The 18,926-nt window shown below is 64.2% G+C and carries 12 protein-coding genes; 9 read left to right on the plus strand and 3 right to left on the minus strand.

All coding sequences use genetic code 11. The features are described from left to right. The first annotated feature begins 10 nt into the window (after positions 1-10). The 9 genes from NOF55_RS02480 to NOF55_RS02520 all read left to right on the plus strand — a co-directional run bounded on the left by NOF55_RS02480 (position 11) and on the right by NOF55_RS02520 (position 15,922). A complete protein-coding gene (locus tag NOF55_RS02480) occupies positions 11-424 on the plus strand; it encodes a DUF3830 family protein (RefSeq protein ID WP_306409725.1) in 414 nt (137 codons plus the stop codon). Positions 425-701: 277 nt separating this feature from the next. Next, positions 702-1,919: a PQQ-dependent sugar dehydrogenase gene (locus NOF55_RS02485; protein ID WP_306409726.1), complete on the plus strand. Its 1,218-nt coding sequence runs from the start codon at positions 702-704 to the stop codon at positions 1,917-1,919. A gap of 300 nt (positions 1,920-2,219) precedes the next feature. Then, positions 2,220-3,338, plus strand: coding sequence for an efflux RND transporter periplasmic adaptor subunit (locus NOF55_RS02490; protein ID WP_306409727.1), 1,119 nt, complete (start codon positions 2,220-2,222; stop codon positions 3,336-3,338). A gap of 9 nt (positions 3,339-3,347) precedes the next feature. Then, a complete protein-coding gene (locus NOF55_RS02495) occupies positions 3,348-6,422 on the plus strand; it encodes an efflux RND transporter permease subunit (protein ID WP_306409728.1) in 3,075 nt (1,024 codons plus the stop codon). 583 nt (positions 6,423-7,005) lie between these two features. Then, positions 7,006-9,240 (plus strand): FepA family TonB-dependent siderophore receptor, encoded by a 2,235-nt coding sequence (locus tag NOF55_RS02500; RefSeq protein ID WP_306409729.1) that lies wholly within the window; start codon positions 7,006-7,008, stop codon positions 9,238-9,240. 117 nt (positions 9,241-9,357) lie between these two features. Continuing rightward, the gene (locus NOF55_RS02505) at positions 9,358-10,713 is read left to right on the plus strand and encodes a class I SAM-dependent methyltransferase (RefSeq protein WP_306409730.1); all 1,356 of its coding nucleotides are present in this window, start codon (positions 9,358-9,360) and stop codon (positions 10,711-10,713) included. Positions 10,714-11,010: 297 nt separating this feature from the next. Further along, positions 11,011-12,528 (plus strand): efflux RND transporter periplasmic adaptor subunit, encoded by a 1,518-nt coding sequence (locus NOF55_RS02510; protein ID WP_306409731.1) that lies wholly within the window; start codon positions 11,011-11,013, stop codon positions 12,526-12,528. Then, the gene (locus NOF55_RS02515; protein WP_306409732.1) at positions 12,525-14,501 is read left to right on the plus strand and encodes a MacB family efflux pump subunit; all 1,977 of its coding nucleotides are present in this window, start codon (positions 12,525-12,527) and stop codon (positions 14,499-14,501) included. The genes NOF55_RS02510 and NOF55_RS02515 overlap by 4 nt, the downstream gene beginning before the upstream one ends. A gap of 14 nt (positions 14,502-14,515) precedes the next feature. After that, positions 14,516-15,922, plus strand: a complete 1,407-nt coding sequence (locus NOF55_RS02520; protein WP_306409733.1) for an efflux transporter outer membrane subunit — start codon at positions 14,516-14,518, stop codon at positions 15,920-15,922. Between the two features lie 193 nt (positions 15,923-16,115). On the opposite strand, the gene NOF55_RS02525 is transcribed toward NOF55_RS02520, so the two are convergent. The 3 genes from NOF55_RS02525 to NOF55_RS02535 form a co-directional block, all read right to left on the minus strand. Then, positions 16,116-16,469, minus strand: coding sequence for an RcnB family protein (locus NOF55_RS02525; RefSeq protein WP_306409734.1), 354 nt, complete (start codon positions 16,467-16,469; stop codon positions 16,116-16,118). 190 nt (positions 16,470-16,659) lie between these two features. Further along, on the minus strand, positions 16,660-17,601 hold the full coding sequence (gene tolA / locus NOF55_RS02530; RefSeq protein ID WP_306409735.1) for a cell envelope integrity protein TolA: 942 nt from the start codon (positions 17,599-17,601) through the stop codon (positions 16,660-16,662). Positions 17,602-18,143: 542 nt separating this feature from the next. Further along, the gene (locus NOF55_RS02535) at positions 18,144-18,758 is read right to left on the minus strand and encodes an invasion associated locus B family protein (RefSeq protein WP_306409736.1); all 615 of its coding nucleotides are present in this window, start codon (positions 18,756-18,758) and stop codon (positions 18,144-18,146) included. Positions 18,759-18,926 lie beyond the last annotated feature (168 nt).

Below are 18,926 nucleotides of genomic sequence, written 5' to 3' on the forward strand. Positions count from 1 at the left end.
ATGAAACGCAATGAAACTGAAAGTCACCGCCGGCCCGTTCACCTTCGATGCCGTGCTTGAAACCGAAAAGGCGCCGCAGACCTGCAAGGCGTTTCTCGAGCGCCTGCCGTTCGAAGGCCAGATCGTCCATGTCCGCTGGTCGGGCGAGGGCGTGTGGATTCCGCTCGGCGATTACAATTTCGGCGTCGGCTACGAAAATCACACCAGCCATCCGGCTCCGGGCCAGTTCATCCTGTATCCCGGTGGCATGAGCGAGACGGAAATCCTGCTCGCCTATGGCGGCGTGGATTTCTCCTCCAAGGTGGGCCAGCTTGCCGGCAACCACTTCGTCACGCTGACCTCGAACCTCGACAAGCTGCCGGAAATCGGCCGCAAGGCCCTGTGGGAAGGCGCGCAGCCGATCCGCTTCGAGCTGGCCGAATAGGAGTTTCCTTTACCGGTTGTCCATCTCCGGGTCCCTCGCCGCACGGCGAAGGGGCCCGAAGTCGTTTCTGCCGCCGGCCCGAACGGCGGATGCTCGCGGTGCGCGAGGGATCGAAAACATCGTTCACGCAGTTGTGCCTGATGGATCGGACGAATGTCGTGCGATCCGGTGTAGAATTCGAAATCGATGCCGCAGCACTGCCTTCGGTTCGGTATCGGAGCCGTCCGGACGGTTGCCGGATCGCGCTGCGCGATGACGTTCATGAGAGGAGAAAGCCATGACCTCACCTTCGGCACGCCCCTTCCGCCCTGTCCTGACCCTCGGATGCTCCCTGGCAATGGCTCTTGCCTGCGCGGCCCATGCGCAGGACTTCAATGCCGAGCCGCCGAACGCGCCCGACCAGCGCCCCGCCTTCGCGGAACAGACCCGGGCGCCGGTGATCGACGACGGAGTTGAACCTGTGCGCACCGTCGTCGCCAGCGGGCTGGTCAACCCGTGGGGCATGGCCGAACTGCCTGACGGAACCTGGCTCGTGACCGAAAAGGCCGGGCGGTTGCGGATCGTCGGGACGGATGGCTGGGTCTCCGGTCCGATTGCGGGTTTGCCGGAGGTCTACGCGGGAGGCCAGGGCGGCCTTCTGGATGTGGCGGTGCGCGACGATTTCGCCGACACCCGCCGCGTCTGGTGGAGTTACGCCGAGCCGCGCGAGGACGGCAAGAACGGCACGTCGGTCGCGACCGGCACGCTCTCGGCCGACGGCAGCGAACTGACCAACGTGCGGGTGATCTTCCGGCAGGAGCCGGGCTGGGATTCGCGGGCGCATTTCGGCTCGCGGCTGGTTTTCGACAATGAAGGTGCGCTCTTCGTCACCACGGGAGAGCGTTCGGTCGCCGATGCGCGGGTGTTCGCGCAGGATGTCGGCACCCATATCGGCAAGGTGGTGCGCATCGATCCCGATGGCGGTCCGGCGCCCGGCAACCCGCAGATCGAAGGCGGCCTGCCCGAGATCTGGTCCTACGGCCACCGCAACCTGCAATCGGCGGCCCTCGGTCCCGATGGCGCGCTCTGGACGGTGGAGCACGGCCCGCGCGGCGGCGACGAGCTGAACAGGCCCGAGGCGGGCAAGAACTACGGTTGGCCGGTCATCACCTACGGTCTGGAATACAGCGGCGGCGCGGTCGGCAACGGCCTGACCGCCCAGGACGGCATGGAACAGCCGATCTACTACTGGGACCCGGTGATCGCCCCGAGCGGCATGGCCTTTTACAGCGGCGACCTCTTTCCCGGCTGGGAAGGCAGCGCCCTGATCGGCGGTCTGCGCGGGCAGGCGCTGGTCCGGCTGACGATCGAGGACGGAAAGGTGACGGGCGAGGCGCGCTACCTTCAGGGCTTCGCACGCATCCGCGACGTCGCCGTCGCGCGTGACGGTGCGGTCATGGTTCTCACCGATGACGAAGACGGCGCGCTGATCCGGCTCACCCCGGACGAAGGCTGACGCGTCGTCGGCCGCCCACCGGCGTTTTCCGCGGCCGGCAAAGGGGAGGCGGCGGGCGAAGGCGTCCGTCCCGTCCCGTGCGGCGATCAATTCCCGGTGAACGGCTGAGACGCGCCGGCCGCTTGAGGCCGGCGGCACGCTGTGACATCCTTTCCTTTCGCGGCTGCGAAAACATGCAGGACGCTAACGACAACGTGATGGCCGTTTTTTTGATATTACAAAAAGTTAATTTCGCTTTCTGAAACCATTCCGCGATTATCAAGATGATTGATGCGGCGCAAATTTTGCAGGGAGTTCCGGATGAGATTACTGGCCGGTCTTGTGATCGCTCTGGCGGGAGGCGCCATAGGAGCGGCGGCCGTTCATTGGAAAGTGGCGGACCCTTCTGCACTTCTGTCGAGCGCGGCGCCGTCCGGCGGCGGCGCGGGGGAAGGCGCGCGTGCGCCCCAGCCCGTTTCCGTCGAGGTGACGGAGGCCAGGGAAGTCTTGACCAGCGACGACATCGCCGCGATCGGCTCGCTGGAATCGGATGAATCCATCCAGCTTGCACCGGAAGTCGCCGGGCGGGTCGCGGCCATCAATTTTCAGGAAGGCCAGGCGATCAAGGCCGGAGAGGTCCTCGTCCTGCTCGACGACGCACTCGCCCGGGCATCCGAGCAGGAAATAAAGGTCCGCCTCGATCTGGCCAATGCCAATTACGAGCGCGCGCGGCGCATGACCGCGAGCGGAACCGGAACCACCCGCGACCTCGACACCGCGCTGGCGGAGCGCAGCACCGCCGAAACGCTTTTGAACTCGCAGCGCGTGCAGGTTGCGAAACACTCGCTCTCCGCCCCCTTCGATGGGGTCGTTGGCCTCCGCAACGTTTCGGTCGGCAGCTATGTCGGTGTCGGAACGGCGCTCGTCAATCTCGAAAAGATCGACGTGCTGAAGGTCGGCTTCAAGGTGCCGGAGAGGTACCTGCAAAACATCCGCGTCGGGCAGACCGTGGACGTGAGCGTCGATGCTTTCCCCGGCCAGGCCTTCGAAGGCACGATCTACGCCATCGATCCGATGCTGGACGTCAACGGCCGGGCCCTGAACGTGCGCGCGCGCCTTTCCAACAGCGAGATGACGCTGCGTCCGGGCCTGTTCGCCCGGATCGTCATCAAGGGGTTCGATGAGCGCAAGGCCGTTTCCATACCCGAAAGCGCAGTGGTCGCGCGCGGGCAGGAACGGCTGGTCTGGACCATCGTGGACGGGCACGCGCAGGAAGCGAAAATCCGGATCACGGCACGAAAGGTCGGGTCGATCGAGGTCGAGGGCGTGGAACCGGGCACCGTCGTGGTGACGGCCGGCCAGCCTCGGCTGCGCAACGGCGCGCCGGTCACGATCGTCGGCGGCGAGCAGGTGGCGCGAACGACGGGATCGAACGGATGAGGCAGGGCTATGGGTTTCTTTGAACTGTGCATTCGCCGTCCGGTCTTCGCCACGGTGCTCAGCCTGCTCATGCTGCTGGTCGGCATCGTTTCCTACGATCGCCTCGTCGTCCGGGAATATCCGAACATAGACGAGCCGGTCGTTTCGGTGGTGACGAACTATTCGGGCGCCTCGGCCAGTATCATCGAAACCCAGGTCACCCAGGTCCTTGAAGGGTCGATCGCCGGCATCGAGGGGATCGACGTGCTGGAATCGACCAGCCGGGCCGAATCGAGCCGCATCACGGTCCGCTTCCGGCTGGAGGTCGATCCGAGCGTTGCCGCCAGCGACGTGCGCGACCGCGTCAGCCGGGTTCGCCAGCGCCTGCCCGACGAGATCAGCGAGCCCGTCATTTCCAAGGTCGAGGCCGATGCCCAGCCGGTCGTCTTCATCGTGTTCCGCAGCGACCGCATGTCGGCGCTCGAACTGACGGATTATGTCGACCGCAACGTGGTCGACCGGTTCAAGAACCTGACGGGCGTCGCCGACGTGCAGATCTATGGCGAGCGCCGCTATGCGATGCGCATCTGGATCGACCGGGAACGGCTCGCGGCCCTTGGTCTCACGGTCCAGGACGTCGAGAGTTCGCTTCGCAGCCAGAATGTCGAAATCCCCGCCGGCCGTATCGAAAGCACCGACCGGGAGTTCACGATTCTGTCGAAGACCGCGCTGGGCTCGGTGGAGCAGTTCCAGAACATCGCGGTGAAGCGCGACAGCGGTATGGTCGTGCGTCTCGGCGAGGTCGCCCGCGTGGAACTGGGGTCCACCGAAGCGCGGCGCTCAAGCCGATTCGACAGCGACAGCGCCATCATCGTCGGCGTCATCAAGCAGGCGGTGGCGAACCCGCTCGACGTGTCCACCGGTGTCCGCGCGGTGTTGCCCGACATGAACGCCACCCTGCCGGACGGCATGAGCGCCGCCGTCGGCAACGACAATTCCGTCTTCATCGAAAAGGCGATCGGCGCCGTCTACAGCACCATCATCGAGGCGATCATACTGGTTCTGCTGGTGATCGTGTTCTTTCTTCGCTCGGCGCGCGCCTCGATCATTCCCATCGTCACCATTCCGATTTCGCTGATCACCACCTTCGCGATCATGTATGCGTTCGGCTTCAGCGTGAATACCTTGACGCTGCTGGCAATGGTGCTGGCGATCGGCCTCGTGGTGGACGATGCCATCGTGGTGCTGGAAAACATTTTCCGGCATATCGAGGCGGGAATGAAGCCCGTGCCGGCGGCCATGAAGGGCACCCGTGAGATCGGGATGCCCGTCATCGCGATGACGCTGACGCTTGCGGCCGTGTACACGCCGGTCGCCTTCTCCGCAGGACGGACGGGACGGTTGTTCACCGAATTCGCCCTGACGCTGGCGGCCGCCGTCATCGTTTCGGGTTTCGTCGCATTGACCCTGACGCCGATGATGTGCTCGCGCCTGCTGAAGCATCAGGAAAACCCCGGCCGGGTTTCCGCATTCGTGGAGCGGCTGCTGTCCGGGATGGAAAGAGGCTACCGGCGCGCTCTGACAAGCTCGTTCCGGGTGCGGCCGCTGATCGCGCTTCTGGCGGTCGTCGTCGCCGTCGGCAGCGTCTATTTCTACCTGCGGCTGCCGCAGGAGCTTTCGCCGGTGGAGGACCGCGGGGTCATCCGCGTCGTGGGCACCGCGCCGGAAGGATCGACGCTCGCCTATACCGAACGATATTCACGACAGGTCGAGGAGCTTCTCAAGCCGATTTCCGAGGTCGGGAGCGTGCAGACGATCAACGGCATGCCGGAGGTCAACCGTTTCCTCGTCATGGGACGCCTGCGGGACTGGGACGAGCGGGGCCGCAGCCAGCAGGAACTCGTGGCCGAACTCCTGCCGTCGCTGCGCAGCATCGCCGGCGTCAACGCCTTTGCCAGCAACCCGCCGTCTCTGGGAACCTCGGGCAATTCCCGTCCCATCGAGTTCGTGTTGCAGAGTTCCAGTTCCTACGAGGAGCTTGACGAGGTGTCGAGGCGTTTCCTCGACAGGCTTGCCGACTATCCCGGCATCACCAATGCCGATACGGATTTGAAGCTCAACAAGCCCGAGATGACCATCGAGATCGACCGCGACAAGGCCTCGGATCTTGGCGTCGATGTTTCCGTCATCGGTCGCACGCTGGAGACCCTGCTCGGAAGCCGGCAGGTGACGAGCTTCGAGAGCGACGGCGAGCAATACGACGTCTACGTCCAGCTCGCCGCCGAGGACCGGGCCTCGCCCGATACGCTGTCGATGATCTTCGTCCGCTCGGCATCGGGCGAGATGGTGCAGCTTTCGAACCTCGTCACCATCAGCGAAAGCGTCGCGCCGCAGGAGTTAAGGCGCTTCAACCAGCTTCGCTCCGTGACGGTCTCGGCCAATCTGGCGCCCGGCTATTCGACCGGTGAAGTCCTCTCGCATCTGGATGCCGTCGCGCGCGAGGTGCTGCCAGACAACGTCCAGACCGACGTTTCCGGCCAGAGCCGCGAGTTTCTGGCGGCCGGGCAAAGCCTGGCCGTGGTCTTCGTTCTCGCCCTGGGCTTCATCTATCTGGTGCTGGCGGCGCAGTTCGAGAGCTTCCGCGATCCGCTCATCATCATGATTTCGGTGCCGCTGTCGATGACCGGCGCGCTCGCCGCGCTCTATTTCGCCGGCGGCACCCTGAACGTCTATTCGCAGATCGGCCTCGTCACGCTGGTCGGGCTGATCACGAAACACGGCATCCTGATCGTGGAATTCGCCAACCAGCAGCAGGAAAGGGGCGAGGACAGGCTGACGGCGGTGATCGACGCTGCCGTGCTGCGCCTTCGCCCCATCCTGATGACGACCGGCGCGATGGTGCTCGGCGCCATTCCTTTGGCGCTTGCCCACGGGGCGGGCGCCGAAAGCCGCCAGCAGATCGGCTGGGTGATCGTCGGCGGCATGACCTTCGGCACGATCCTGACGCTTTTCGTGGTTCCGATGGTGTATTCGGTCATGGGCCGGCGCATCGCCAAGCGGGACGAGCCGATCGAGCTGGTGCGCCCCGTCATCGCGGCGGAATAGCCAGCCTCATGGCCAAGGGAATCGCCGCGCTTTGCCTCAGGCGATTCTATCGTGCCGGACCGGCGCCGGACGATCTGCTGGCGGGGAATGGGGATGACCGGGGCATTTGTGTGGCAAGGCATTGAGGCCGGTCGCGATTGCCCCCGACTCGCACCGTGGGGTATCACCGGAGGCGACCCGGCAAGGCCGGCCTGCCTGTCAACGGTCGGCTGTCAAGGACAGCGCCACGCGTCGGCCTGCGTGGCGGATTATCCGCTCAAGAATAGAAAATCCGGCCTCTTTTTCATGAAATGAGGCAGGTTTCCTGTGCGCGCCCGCTAAAACATCTTCCTGAGATTCGCAGGTCCGGTTATGGGATTTGGAGGCCGGTATCGCGTGGCTTCTGAGCCATGAAATGCCTCACGCAATGAGTGTTTCCGCGCCTCTGATTTCTCCGTTCACGCGAGATGTGGAGCGGCCTGTGACACAAAAATGCCACAGTAAGGCAAACTTGACTAAACCAGTCTTGTTAAGGTTCCATCGATCAGTTAAGCCGCTACTCATCGATCGTTTCTGTTTCAGTTAACTTTTTGTGGGGGCTTTTATGGGTAGGCGGATCACGTCATTTCGGGCAACAACGGCTCTGGGGCTCGTTCTTTCGATCGGTGCTTCGCACGCGTTCGCTCAGTCGGCGCAGAGCAGCGAGGATGAAAACGGCGAAACCGTCCTCGAGGAGATCGTCGTTCTCAGCGCCGAGGAGCAGCTCAAGCAGTCGCTCGGTGTGTCCGTGATCACCAGCACGGACCTGGAGCGCAGGCCGGTCGGTCGCGATCTCGCCGAAATTATCCGCACCCAGCCCGGCGTCAACCTGACCGGCAACACCTCCAGCGGTCAGTATGGCCAGAGCCGCCAGATCGACCTGCGCGGCATGGGGCCGGAAAACACTCTCATCCTCATCGACGGCAAGCCGGTCTTCTCGCGCAATTCGCAGCGCATGGGCCGTCAGGGCGAGCGCGATACCCGCGGTGATTCCAACTGGGTTCCGGCAGAGCTGATCGAGCGTGTCGAGGTCATTCGCGGTCCGGCCGCAGCGCGTTACGGTTCGGGCGCTGCGGGTGGCGTGGTCAATATCATCACCAAGCGCCCCGAAAAGCAGACTTACTCCCTGACCACCTATGTGGAGGTTCCCGAGGATAGCAAGGAAGGCGGCACGCGCCGTGTCACGGCCACGGCCGGCGGCCCGATCAACGATATCTTCAATTATCGGCTGACGGCCAGCGGTAGCTGGACGGATCCGGATGATACGGACATCAATGCGGACGCCGCAGCCGAAGAAGGACTTGATACGATTCGCGCCGGTCGCGAAGGCGTCAAGTCGTATAATTTGCGCGGCCTGTTGAGCGCCGAAATCGACGGCAGCAACCGCCTCGATTTCGAAGCGGCATGGAGCCGGCAGGCAAACAGCTTCGCTGGCGGCCAGCCGAGCGGCAGCATCGGAACGCCGGGCGATATTATCAACGAACTGGCGGAATCGAACGCCGAGACCAGCCGTATCGACCGCACCACCTTGTCGGTGACGCATATCGGCGATTACGAGTTCGGCAAGTCCAACAGCTATATCCAGTGGGAACATACCGCCAACCGTCGCTTGCGAGAGCCGAACAATGCGGGTGGCGAAGGCGTCTTCGATACGGATAACGAATATCGCACGGCGAAGCTCGACAATCTGAACGCCAAGACGGAGTGGGTTCTGCCGCTCCACCTGTGGCGTGAACAGAAGGTGACGCTCGGTACGGAATATCGCGGCGAGTTCCTGAGCGCTCCGATCAGCGGGGACGCCATCACCAACAATGATAAGAACCACATGGAGACCCACCTGATCGGTCTCTATGTGGAGGACAATGTCCTGCTGACCGACCGGTTCACGCTGACACCCGGTCTGCGCTTCGACTGGCATGATTCGTTCGGGGCCAACCTCAGCCCCAGCCTGAACGCCTCGTACGAAGTGACCGACGAGATCACCCTGAAGGCCGGTATCGCCCGCGCCTTCAAGGCTCCCAATGTCTATCAGCTCAGCCCTGACTATGTCTGGGGAAGCATGGGTATGGGGTGCCCGATCTGGGCGGATGGCCAGTGCTCGATGCGCGGAAACCCGGACCTCGATCCGGAAATCTCGCTCAACAAGGAAATCGGCATCGCCTATGCCAATCTCGATGGCTGGGCAGCAAGCCTCACCTACTACCATAACGATTACAAGAACAAGATCACGACCGGCGACGTCCAGGTCGGCTGGGACGGCACGACAAGGCTCTTCTCCTGGGAAAACAGCGGCCCGGCCATCATTTCCGGTCTGGAAGGCAGCGTCACCGTGCCGCTTCATGAGCGGGTGGAATGGACGACCAATTTCACCAAGATTCTCAAGTCCGAAAGAGAGGTTTTTGGACAGTTGGCTGACGGCACGGACGGGAATTACAAGGTCCCGGTCTCCCTCGTGCCCGATTACACGATCAATAGCTCCGTGCGTTGGGAAGCCAGGGAAGATCTCGGTCTGACGCTGTCGGCGACGCATTACGGGGAGATCGAGCCGACCAACAGGAATGCCCGGGGACAGGAAATTCCTGCGATAGATCAGGAGGCACGCAAGCCTTACACGATCGTCAATCTTTCTCTCGACTATGACTACAATGAGAACGTGAAGGTCGCGGCCGGCGTCAACAACCTGTTCAACAAGCAGCTTTATGCAACGGGTGGCGGTGTCGGGACCGGTACGACCAGCAGCGCCAACACCTATAACGAACCGGGACGGACCTACTGGGTTTCGCTCACCGGCACGTTCTGAGCTATAAGCACGGCTTTGGAATCACCCGCATCGAAGAAGTTCGATGCGGGTGGTTTTGTTGGACGTTTTGAATAATATCGACCGCCTGAAGGCGTCATAAAATGACAGGAATGCCGTATGTCGGATTATCTCCTGGATGTCCCCTATACACCGCAATTTCATCGCGAACATGCGCCGCTGTGGTTTCAGGCAGTGCTTACGGCACTGGGCCGGCCGCAGCCTGTGACGCAGGGGGCAAGCTGGTGTGAAGTGGGGTGCGGATCCGGCCTCGGCCTGATCGTTCTGGCCGCGACCAATCCGTCCACAACCTTCCACGGCATCGATATCAATCCCGAGCATATCGCCCAGGCACGCGCGCTCGCCGAAGAGGCGGGCATCGGCAATGTGGAGTTCCGTTGCGCCGACCTGCGGCAAGCCGAGAGCCTGCCGGGCTTCGACTACATCGTCGTGCGGGGCATCTATTCATGGGTTTCGCCTGAGGTAAGGCAAGCCATCCGCCGGTTTGTCGGACAAAAGCTCAATCCCGGCGGAATAGCGCTCCTGCACTATCTCGCCCTGCCGGGAGGCGCCGATTTCATCGCGGTGCATAGTCTGTTCCGCGCACTTCACCTTCAGTCCGGCACATCGGTACGCGATTCGATCCGGGCGGGTCAGGATATCCTTCTCAAGCTGCACGAGGGCAAGGCCGGCTTCTTCAACACCCATCCGGTTGCGGAGATAAAGGCGCAGCAGATCGCCACCGACGATGCCGATTATACCGCCCATGACTACCTCAATGAGTACTACGTGCCTTTGTCATCGGCGGAGGTTATCGGTTCCATGTCGCAGGAAGGCCTTCATTTCGCAGGCAGCGCCGTGCCGTTCGACAATCTTGACGATTTCTCCGTTCCGGGAAATCTGATCGCTCTGTTCCGAGCGCAGAAAACCCAGATCATGCGTGAGACCGTCCGGGACTTCGCCAGCAACCAGCTTTCCCGCGTCGATCTTTATATGCATGCCGCCCGCCCGCTGGCGGCGGCCGAGCATTTTGCGGCGCTCCGGCGCCTGCGTTTTCGGGCATTGCCCGGCGCTCCGGTCAAGGGCGGTCTGGCTTTCGATGCCCGCATCGGCAAGGTTGAAGGCCCTGCGCAGATTTTTTCTCCCATCCTCGAGCGATTCGCCGGAGGGCAGAGTGTGTCCTATGCGGAGATCGAGGCGCTGCCGGTGTTCAGGGCCAATCCGGGCATCGTGAATCAGGCGCTTCACGCCCTCCTGGGCGCAGGCCTCGTCCACCCCGTTCCGGAAGCCGTTTCCGACCCGGCCCCGGCACGGCGGCTGAACGCCGTGCTTCTGGAACGCCACCGTGCCGGTCAGGCCGTTCCGGCCCTTGCCGCGCCGGCGCTGGCCTCGGGACTTTACTTGCAGCCGGAGGATCTTGAAGCGCTTTCGCGCAGCGACGACGTGCCGCAGGCCGTCCGGCATCTGCTGCCATGATCCTCGGCCCGGGTGCTTTCGCCGCCCGGGTGAAGAGCTGTTCCAGCCTCTGCTTCCGTCCTGCGACGGTGGAGGGGACGCAATGTGGATAAAATTTAATTTGACAGTAAAGATTTGATTTTTAAAAGGATAGTTCATGCGAGCAAGACGGGGAATGGCAGGTTGGAATCGCCGTTTTCTTCAGTGACAGTGTTCAGCCGCCAGCATGAAATTTCCTGACAGCGCCGACTTTGTTGCGATGCACTGCATGCCCGTTTCCGCCCTTCTGGCCCCCTTTTTGTTTTTCTGATCTGATTCATGAGCGATACCATCAAGCCTTCTTCCCGTTCGTCCCGGCGCTCTCGCGTCCGTCTGATTTCGGTCGCGGCGATATTGGCCGTGGCCGCCGCGGGCGGCTTCGTCTGGAAAGCGTGGAGCGGCTCCACGGCGACGGGAATCGAATACATCTTCGCAACGGCCCAGCGCGGCGATTTCGAGGATCTGGTGGCAGCGACCGGCGCGTTGCAGCCGCGCGACTATGTGGATGTGGGCGCGCAGGTCTCGGGGCAATTGCGCAGGCTGCATGTCGAGGTCGGCAACGATGTCACGGAAGGGCAATTGCTGGCGGAGATCGATGCGGAGCAATCCGTCGCCAGGGTGGAGGCCAGCCGCGCCAGCCTGCGCGCACAGCAGGCGCAACTGGTGCAGAGCGAGGTGAACCTGAAGAAGGCCGAGCGGGATTTCGAGCGGCTCCAGAACCTCTTGAAGGCGGACGCCACGACGCTGGAACTGGTGCAGAACGCCGAGACGCTGGTGGAGACCACCCGCGCCCAGATCGAGACGCAGAAGGCGCAGATCGAGCAGCTCCAGGCCAGCATGCGTGTGGATGAATCCAACCTCAAATATACGAAGATCTATGCGCCCATGTCGGGCACGGTGGTGAGCATCACCGCCAAGCAGGGGCAGACGCTCAACACGAACCAGTCCGCACCGACCATCCTGCGGATTGCCGACCTGTCGGTCATGACGGTGCAGACGCAGGTGTCCGAGGCCGATGTGACCAAGCTGCGCACCGGTGTGCCGGCTTACTTCACGACGCTCGGCAGCCAGGGGCAGCGCTGGTACGGCCAACTCGCCAAGATCGAGCCTACGCCCACCGTCACCAACAATGTCGTGCTCTACAATGCCCTGTTCGACGTGGACAATTCCAGCCGCAGCCTGATGGCGCAAATGACGGCGCAGGTCTTCTTCATCGTGGCCGAGGCCCGCGATACGCTGCTCGTGCCCATGTCGGCCGTCACGTTCGAACGCGTGAGCCAGCCGCGGCGCGAAGGTGCGCCCCAGGATCGCAATGCCGCACCGGGACTGTCCGGTGAAGGCGGCCGGCCGGGTGCAGGAGAGCGTGTCCGCGGCGCTGCCGGCGCCCGTGCGGGCGACGGTCAGGCGCGGTCTGAGGTGGGAGCGTCGCCGGAGACGGCAGCCGCCGGAGCTGATGGAGAGCCGCGCCAGCGTCCGATGCGGCCCCGCAATGCCGGTTCCGGAGCGGGACAGGGGGCGGGCGCCGGCCCGAGGCCGGGGGCGGTCATGCCGCGGCGCGCCACCGTCAAGCTCGCCGCCGGGGACGGTGACATCGTCGAGCGCGAGGTCGTCGTCGGCGTGAACAACCGGGTGCAGGCGCAGATCCTGTCCGGCCTGGAGGAAGGCGAACGCGTCGTGGTCGGCATCAGGCCGCCTGCGGCCCAGCGTTCCTCCTTCAGCCAATCGGGCTCCGGCATGCCGCCCGGTGCTGGTCCGGGCATGGGTCCCGGAATGGGACCCGGAGGTCCGGGACGGTGAGCGCGGGCCCGGCTTCGGCGGAGACCGCGCCCGTGCCGCTGATCGAGCTGCGCGGCGTCACCAAGACCTACGGCCAGGGCGAGCTGGCTGTCGAGGTGCTGCACGGGATCGACATGGCCATCTATCCCGGCGAACTGGTGGCGATCATCGGCGCCTCGGGCTCGGGCAAGTCGACACTGATGAACATCCTGGGCTGTCTGGACCGGCCGACGACCGGCAGCTATCGCTTCATGGGCCACGATGTATCGGCGCTGGATCGCGACGAACTGGCCGTCTTGCGGCGCGACGCTTTCGGTTTCGTGTTTCAGAGCTACAACCTCATTGCGACCGGAACGGCCGCCGAGAATGTCGAGGTGCCGGCCATCTATGCGGGCGTTGCGCCGCATGAGCGCCGCGAGCGCGCGAACGAGCTTCTGGCGTCGCTCGGTCTTTCCGACCGCACGCATCACCGGCCAAACCAGCTTTCGGGCGGCCAGCAGCAGCGCGTGTCGATCGCCCGGGCGCTGATGAACGGTGGCCGCGTCATCCTGGCCGACGAGCCCACCGGCGCGCTCGACAGCAAGAGTGGCGCCGATGTGATGCGGCTGCTCAAGGATCTGGCGGCGCAGGGCCATACAGTCATCATCATCACGCACGCGCCGGAGGTGGCGCGCAATGCGCAGCGGGTGATCGAGATCAAGGACGGCAATATTCTTTCCGATCCGGGGCCGCAGGCGGCCGACGAGAGTAAGGGCGAGGCGCGGGTATGGGCGCCGCGCGTGCAGGAGCGCGCCGGCCCCTTCTCGGATGTGCTGGAGGCCACCAAGACGGCCTTACGCGCCTTGTACGCCAACATGTTCCGCTCCATTCTGACGCTGTTGGGCATTGTGATCGGCGTCGCCTCGGTCATCGCCATGCTGGCCATCGGCGACGGCGCCAAGCAGGTCGTGATCGACCGTATCAGCGCTATGGGGTCCAACCTGCTTCTGGTGCGGCCGGGGGCGCCCAACCAGCGCGGCTTTGCCAACACGGCCACACTCGTGCTGTCCGACGTGATGGCGATCGACAGGGAAGTGCCCAATGTGCTCGCCGCCATTCCGGAACAGAACAGTTCCGTGACGTTGCGTTTCGGCGGCTCCGATTATTCCAGCAGCGTGACCGGCACCTCGTCGAAATTTCCGCTGGCGCGGCAATGGCCGGTGGCGACGGGCAGCTTCTTCAGCGAGGACGACGAGAGCAATTACGCGACCGTCGCCGTTCTCGGCCAGACGGTGGCCAATGCCCTGTTTCAGAACGGAGAGGATCCGGTCGGCCAGTTCGTGCTCGTTAACAACCTGATCTTCCAGGTGGTCGGCGTCATGTCGCCGCGCGGCGCCTCGCCGACCGGGCAGGATCAGGACGATGTGGTCCTCGTGCCCTATGCCACGAGCCAGCTTCGCCTGTCGGGCCAGCGTTTCCTGCGCAATGCGACCGTGGCCGTGGAGGATACCGCGCGCATCGACGAGACGCAGGCCGCCGTCGAGGCACTCCTCACCGAGCGCCACGGCGTGGTCGATTTCCAGATCCGCAACATGGCCTCGATCATCGAGACCGCGACCGAGACGCAGAACACCATGACCATCCTGCTCGGCTCGATCGCCGCCATCTCGCTGCTGGTGGGGGGGATAGGGGTCATGAACATCATGCTGGTGAGCGTAACCGAGCGGACCCGCGAGATCGGCATCCGCATGGCGACCGGCGCGCGCATGCGCAACATCCTCCAGCAGTTCCTGATCGAGGCCCTGGTGGTTTCGGCGCTCGGCGGCATCATCGGCGTGATGGGCGGTCTCGGCGTGGCCGCCGTGATCCAGTCTTTTGGCACGCCGGTGCAATATGCCTTGTCGCCGGTGCTGGTGGCCTTCGGCTGTGCCTTCGCCACGGGTCTCGTTTTCGGTTATCTGCCAGCCAAGAAGGCCGCCGGGCTCGATCCGGTGGTCGCTCTCGCCTCGGAATGAAAAAGCGGTTTTCCATGCCTGTTCCGTCTTCTGCCCCATCCTCTCCGTTCTCCTCCGCCGGCCTGCTGGCGACCATCGTGCTCGGCCTCGGTGGCTGCGTGCTTCAGGAGCCGCGCGGTGTCGAGGCGGTCGGCATGCCGGCTGCCTGGAGCGAAGCGGCTCCCGGTGGCGGACAGGCCGATGCCACGGTTCCGGCCGAGTGGTGGCGCGGGTTCGGCTCGCGCCGGCTGGAGGCGCTGGAGGCGGAAGCGCTGGCCGGCAGCGGCGATCTGCGCACCGCCGCCCAGCGCGTGCGGCAGGCGGATATCGCCTTGCAGATTGCGGGCGCCTCGCTGTTGCCGGGCGCCTCCGCATCGGCCGGCAGCTCCGCCAGCCGCAGCGAAGGGTCGAGCACGCGCAGATCCACCAGCATGTCGCTCAACGTGAGCTACGAGGTGGACGTGTGGGGCAGGCTGGCGGCCGGCACGGAAAGCGCCCGGGCGCTTGCCGAGGCCAGCCGCTACGATCTTGAGACCGTCCGCATCACCCTGACGTCCTCCGTGGCGGCCACATATTTCCAGTTGCTTGCCCTGCGGGAGCGCCTGGAGATCGCGCGCCGGAACCTCGCGACGGCCGAACGCATGTCGAACATCGTCGAGGCCCGATTGCGCATGGGCGTCGCCACCCCGCTGGAAGTCTCGCAGCAGGCGACGACGGTGTTGCAGCAGCGCACGGCGCTCGCCCCGCTGGAGTTGCAGATACGCCAGACCACGTCGGCCCTCGCGCTGCTGCTGGGACGCCAGCCCGTTGGCTTCGAGGTGGGGGCGACGGAAAAGCTGATGCAGTTGCAGCCTCCGGCCGTGGCGCCCGGTTTGCCGTCCTCCCTGCTGGTGCGGCGCCCCGATCTGCGCTCCGCCGAGGCACGGCTTGCCGCCGCCAGCGCCGATGTCGCCGCCGCGCGGGCCGCCCTGCTGCCAAGCATATCGCTGTCGGCCGGCGGCAGCGTCAGCAGCGCCGCCCTCGTGAGTTTCGCCGGCGGCGCCGGCACCGCCTCGCTGGCGGCTTCGCTGGCTCAGACCATTTTCGACGGCGGCAGAAGGAGATTACAGGTCGAGTCCTCGCGCTCCCAGCGGGAGGTGCTGGTGGAGACTTACGCCAGCGCCATACGCAGCGCGCTCAAGGAAGTGGACGATGCGCTGGGCAATGCCAGCACGGCCCAGCGACAGGAGCGCACGCAGCGCGAGGTGGTGGTGCAGGCGCAACGCACGCTGGATCTGGCGGAAGTGCGCTATCGGGAAGGGGCCGACACGTTGCTGACCGTGCTGGACGCGCAGCGCACGCTCTTCAGCGCGCAGGACGCGCTTGCCCAGCAGCGTCTGACGCGGCTGAATGCGGCGGTCGATCTTTACCGGGTTCTCGGGGGCGGCTGGCAGTCGCCATAGAGCGATTCCCGTAGACGGGCGGAACGCGCTTCCGTGTCCGCAGTGGCGCAAGAACGAAAACACGGAGCGCCATGCATCCGTTGGGACGCAGGGCGCTCCGGGCAGGAGACGGGCCGGTGGTGCCGCGAAAGGCAGCCCCGCCGGCCATGAAGGGGGCTGGCAAGGCCGCGGGGGCAGCCTCGGTGCAGGTCGTTTATCGGCTTGCGGCGGTGACGCCGAGGATCACGCCGGTTGCGATGCTCACCAGCAGATAGTCGTTATCGATCTTCACCCACTGTTGACCCCTGGCAGGCGCGCGAAGCCCGTGGCGCTGGTAATCCTTGACGGCAGGCTTGCGCTTCCAGTCCGAAACGCGCTGGCCCCTGGCCCACTTCTGCTTCTTGGCGACGGTCTGCTTCTTGACGACGGGGGGCTTCTGGGCCTGGGTCTTTTGCTGGAACTGGACCACAGGCTTTTTCGGGGGATTGTGCTGCTGTGCCTGGGCTGCGGGAATAGCCGCGAAGGAAAGTGCCAAAGCGGCGATGACGGCACGGGGAAGGAATTTCATGGTCGTTATCCTCTTGTAGTCGATGCGAAGACCCTAGGACCGAGGATGTGAACCGAAGATGAATTTGCAGATTAATTATCTGTAATGAAGTCAACCATTTAAGGTGAATATCGGTTGTCCGGATGCCGCCGGGAAGGCGGTGCGGAAGCTGTGCGAGGCCGTCCGGAGAGCCCCGCACGGCCCCCTCGGCTTAGCCCTTGTCGAAACGGATCGGGACGGTGATCGTCTTGCTCGCTCCGGGCGGCGGAGCGGGGACCGGCGATGCCCGGCGCACGAGCGACAGCACCTCGTTGTCCAGTTCCGAGAAGCCGGAGGAGCGGACCAGCGACGCGGACAGGACATTGCCGGAATCGTCGATGCGGAAGCGGATATGCACGACGCCGCGTTCGCCGCGGGAGCGGGCGCCGCCGGGATATTTCTTGCGCCTTTCGATATGCGCCATCAGCCGGGATTTCCATCTCGCGGGCGAGGCCGAGGAAGAGAACAATCCGCCGGACGACGATTCCCGCGCGGCGTTGCGGTTCGACTGTTTCGCGCGTGCCTTTGATTCGACTGCCGCCTGCGATGCCGGTTGCGGACGCTTGCGGCGTTCCTCGACCTGCTTCTTCGGCTCTTCCTTCTTGACGATCTCCCGCGGCCTTTCGACCTTGGGCTTTTCCTCCGGCGGCCTGGGCCGGGCGACCGGAATCGGCACCTCGACATTTTCCAGCTCGGCGACCTGCTCCTCGACGGGCTCTATTTCCTCCTCGACGATTTCTTCGACCGGTTCCGGCTCGGTTTCCTGCGGCTCGGCCTCGGCCACCTCCTCGACGGGTTCCGGCTCGGTTTCCACGATTTCTTCCGGCGGTTCCTCGACCGGGGTCTCCTGCTCCTCGACAGGCTGGCTTTCGGCCACCGTCTCCTGATCGGGCGAGACCTGGTCGTCCTCGGTGTTGATCGCTTCCGGCTCCGCCGCCATCTCGATCATGATCGCGGCAGGCGCGTCGGCCTCGACCGGCTCGGCGGGGCGCTCGTATATCAGCCATGCGGCGGCGCCGACATGAAGTGTAAGCGTGATCATGGCCGCGCTGGTCCACAACACGGTTTCGGCTGCGCGGACGCCCCGGCTCGTACCGTTGTGAAGCGTGTTCATGGGGCCTTACCTCCTGCGGGGACGAGGGAAACGCCGCCCTGGGAGAAGGCGCGCCTTCCGTCACGTCCGTCATGATCGCTGCTGGATACCGGCATCGTCCGGCCGCGGACGAAAGCGATCTTCGAATATCCTGCTGTGCGAAGAAACAGTCCGGCCCGCCGGCGCTTTTCTGCGGGGACGTTGAATGCCAGCCCCGGCGCTGCGTGCCCGCTTCCGCGGTGGAGCGGACGGCGGTGCATCATCTGGCTGAAGCCGGCCGTCCGCACGGCCTGGCCGGCAATGTTACAACTGCGCATACCCATTGTGGTGATCCAACCCCCAAGCAGACACCCAAGGCTGCGTCGCGGCCGCCGTCTTCCAGAATATTGCCTGAAACTGAAAGGCCAGCCCCACAAACGCCCCGATATGCCGAGTACAATACTTGCATTGGCCGCTCAAGTTTTAAATTGCAGATGACGCGGGTCGAACACGGCTTTTTTATCGGTCTGTCGTTCCGCGGGTCCTGACGTTCGAGCCGGCGCGCCGGATCGTCGCAGCCTTTCCTATTTCACGAGGTCGATCGAGCGGTCGAGCGCGGAAGCGAAGCCTTTGAGCGAGACGGTGAACGTCAGCGGCTCCTCGCTGTCGGCAGGGATGGCGGTCAGCTGGATGGCATTGCCGGCCTTGAACTGCGCCAGCTCGCTCTGGTCGATGTCGATGCTGACCAGACATCCCTGTTCGGGGCAGACCGAGAAGGGCAATGTGACCACCAGCTTTTCACCGTCCAGATTGAGCCGGACCCCCTGCCGCAGATCCAGCCCGAAAGGCATGGTCAGCAGCATGTTGGCGGCGCCTTGCGGCTTTGCCGACACTTCCGCGGAAAGGATGGGGCGGCGGCTCTCCTTCGTTCCGAGCGTCTGCGAGGCGACGCAGCTTCGCCCGCTGGCCAGCGCCTCGCAGAGAACGGTCCAGTCGTCATGCGTTTCCGTGATGGCCGTCGCGCCGCCCGGAAAACGGAGGATCTCGCCGCCTGCGTCCTGCGCTGAGGGGAGTCTGCCGGTGCGCGTGGCCCCGGGAGCGGGTTCGGCGTCGTCCGGTGCGTCCTGCGCCAGCGTCGTCGTCTGTGCGGATGCCGTCACGAGCAGGACGGTGGCCGCAGCCAGGAGATGTTTCCTCAACAAATTGAAAGCCTTTCATGTCTGTCCGGTATGCGCGCGCCCGACCTTGGAATTGCCGGGCGACAAGTCTGCGTGGATGATTGAACGCACCGCCGCGCCCAAGGCAAGCCTTTCCATGCAATGTTGAGAAAATTTAATTTGACAAAGGAAGTCAAGTTTATATTGGTG

Source organism: Ectorhizobium quercum, from assembly GCF_026552795.1.
Taxonomy (GTDB): domain Bacteria; phylum Pseudomonadota; class Alphaproteobacteria; order Rhizobiales; family Rhizobiaceae; genus Ectorhizobium; species Ectorhizobium quercum.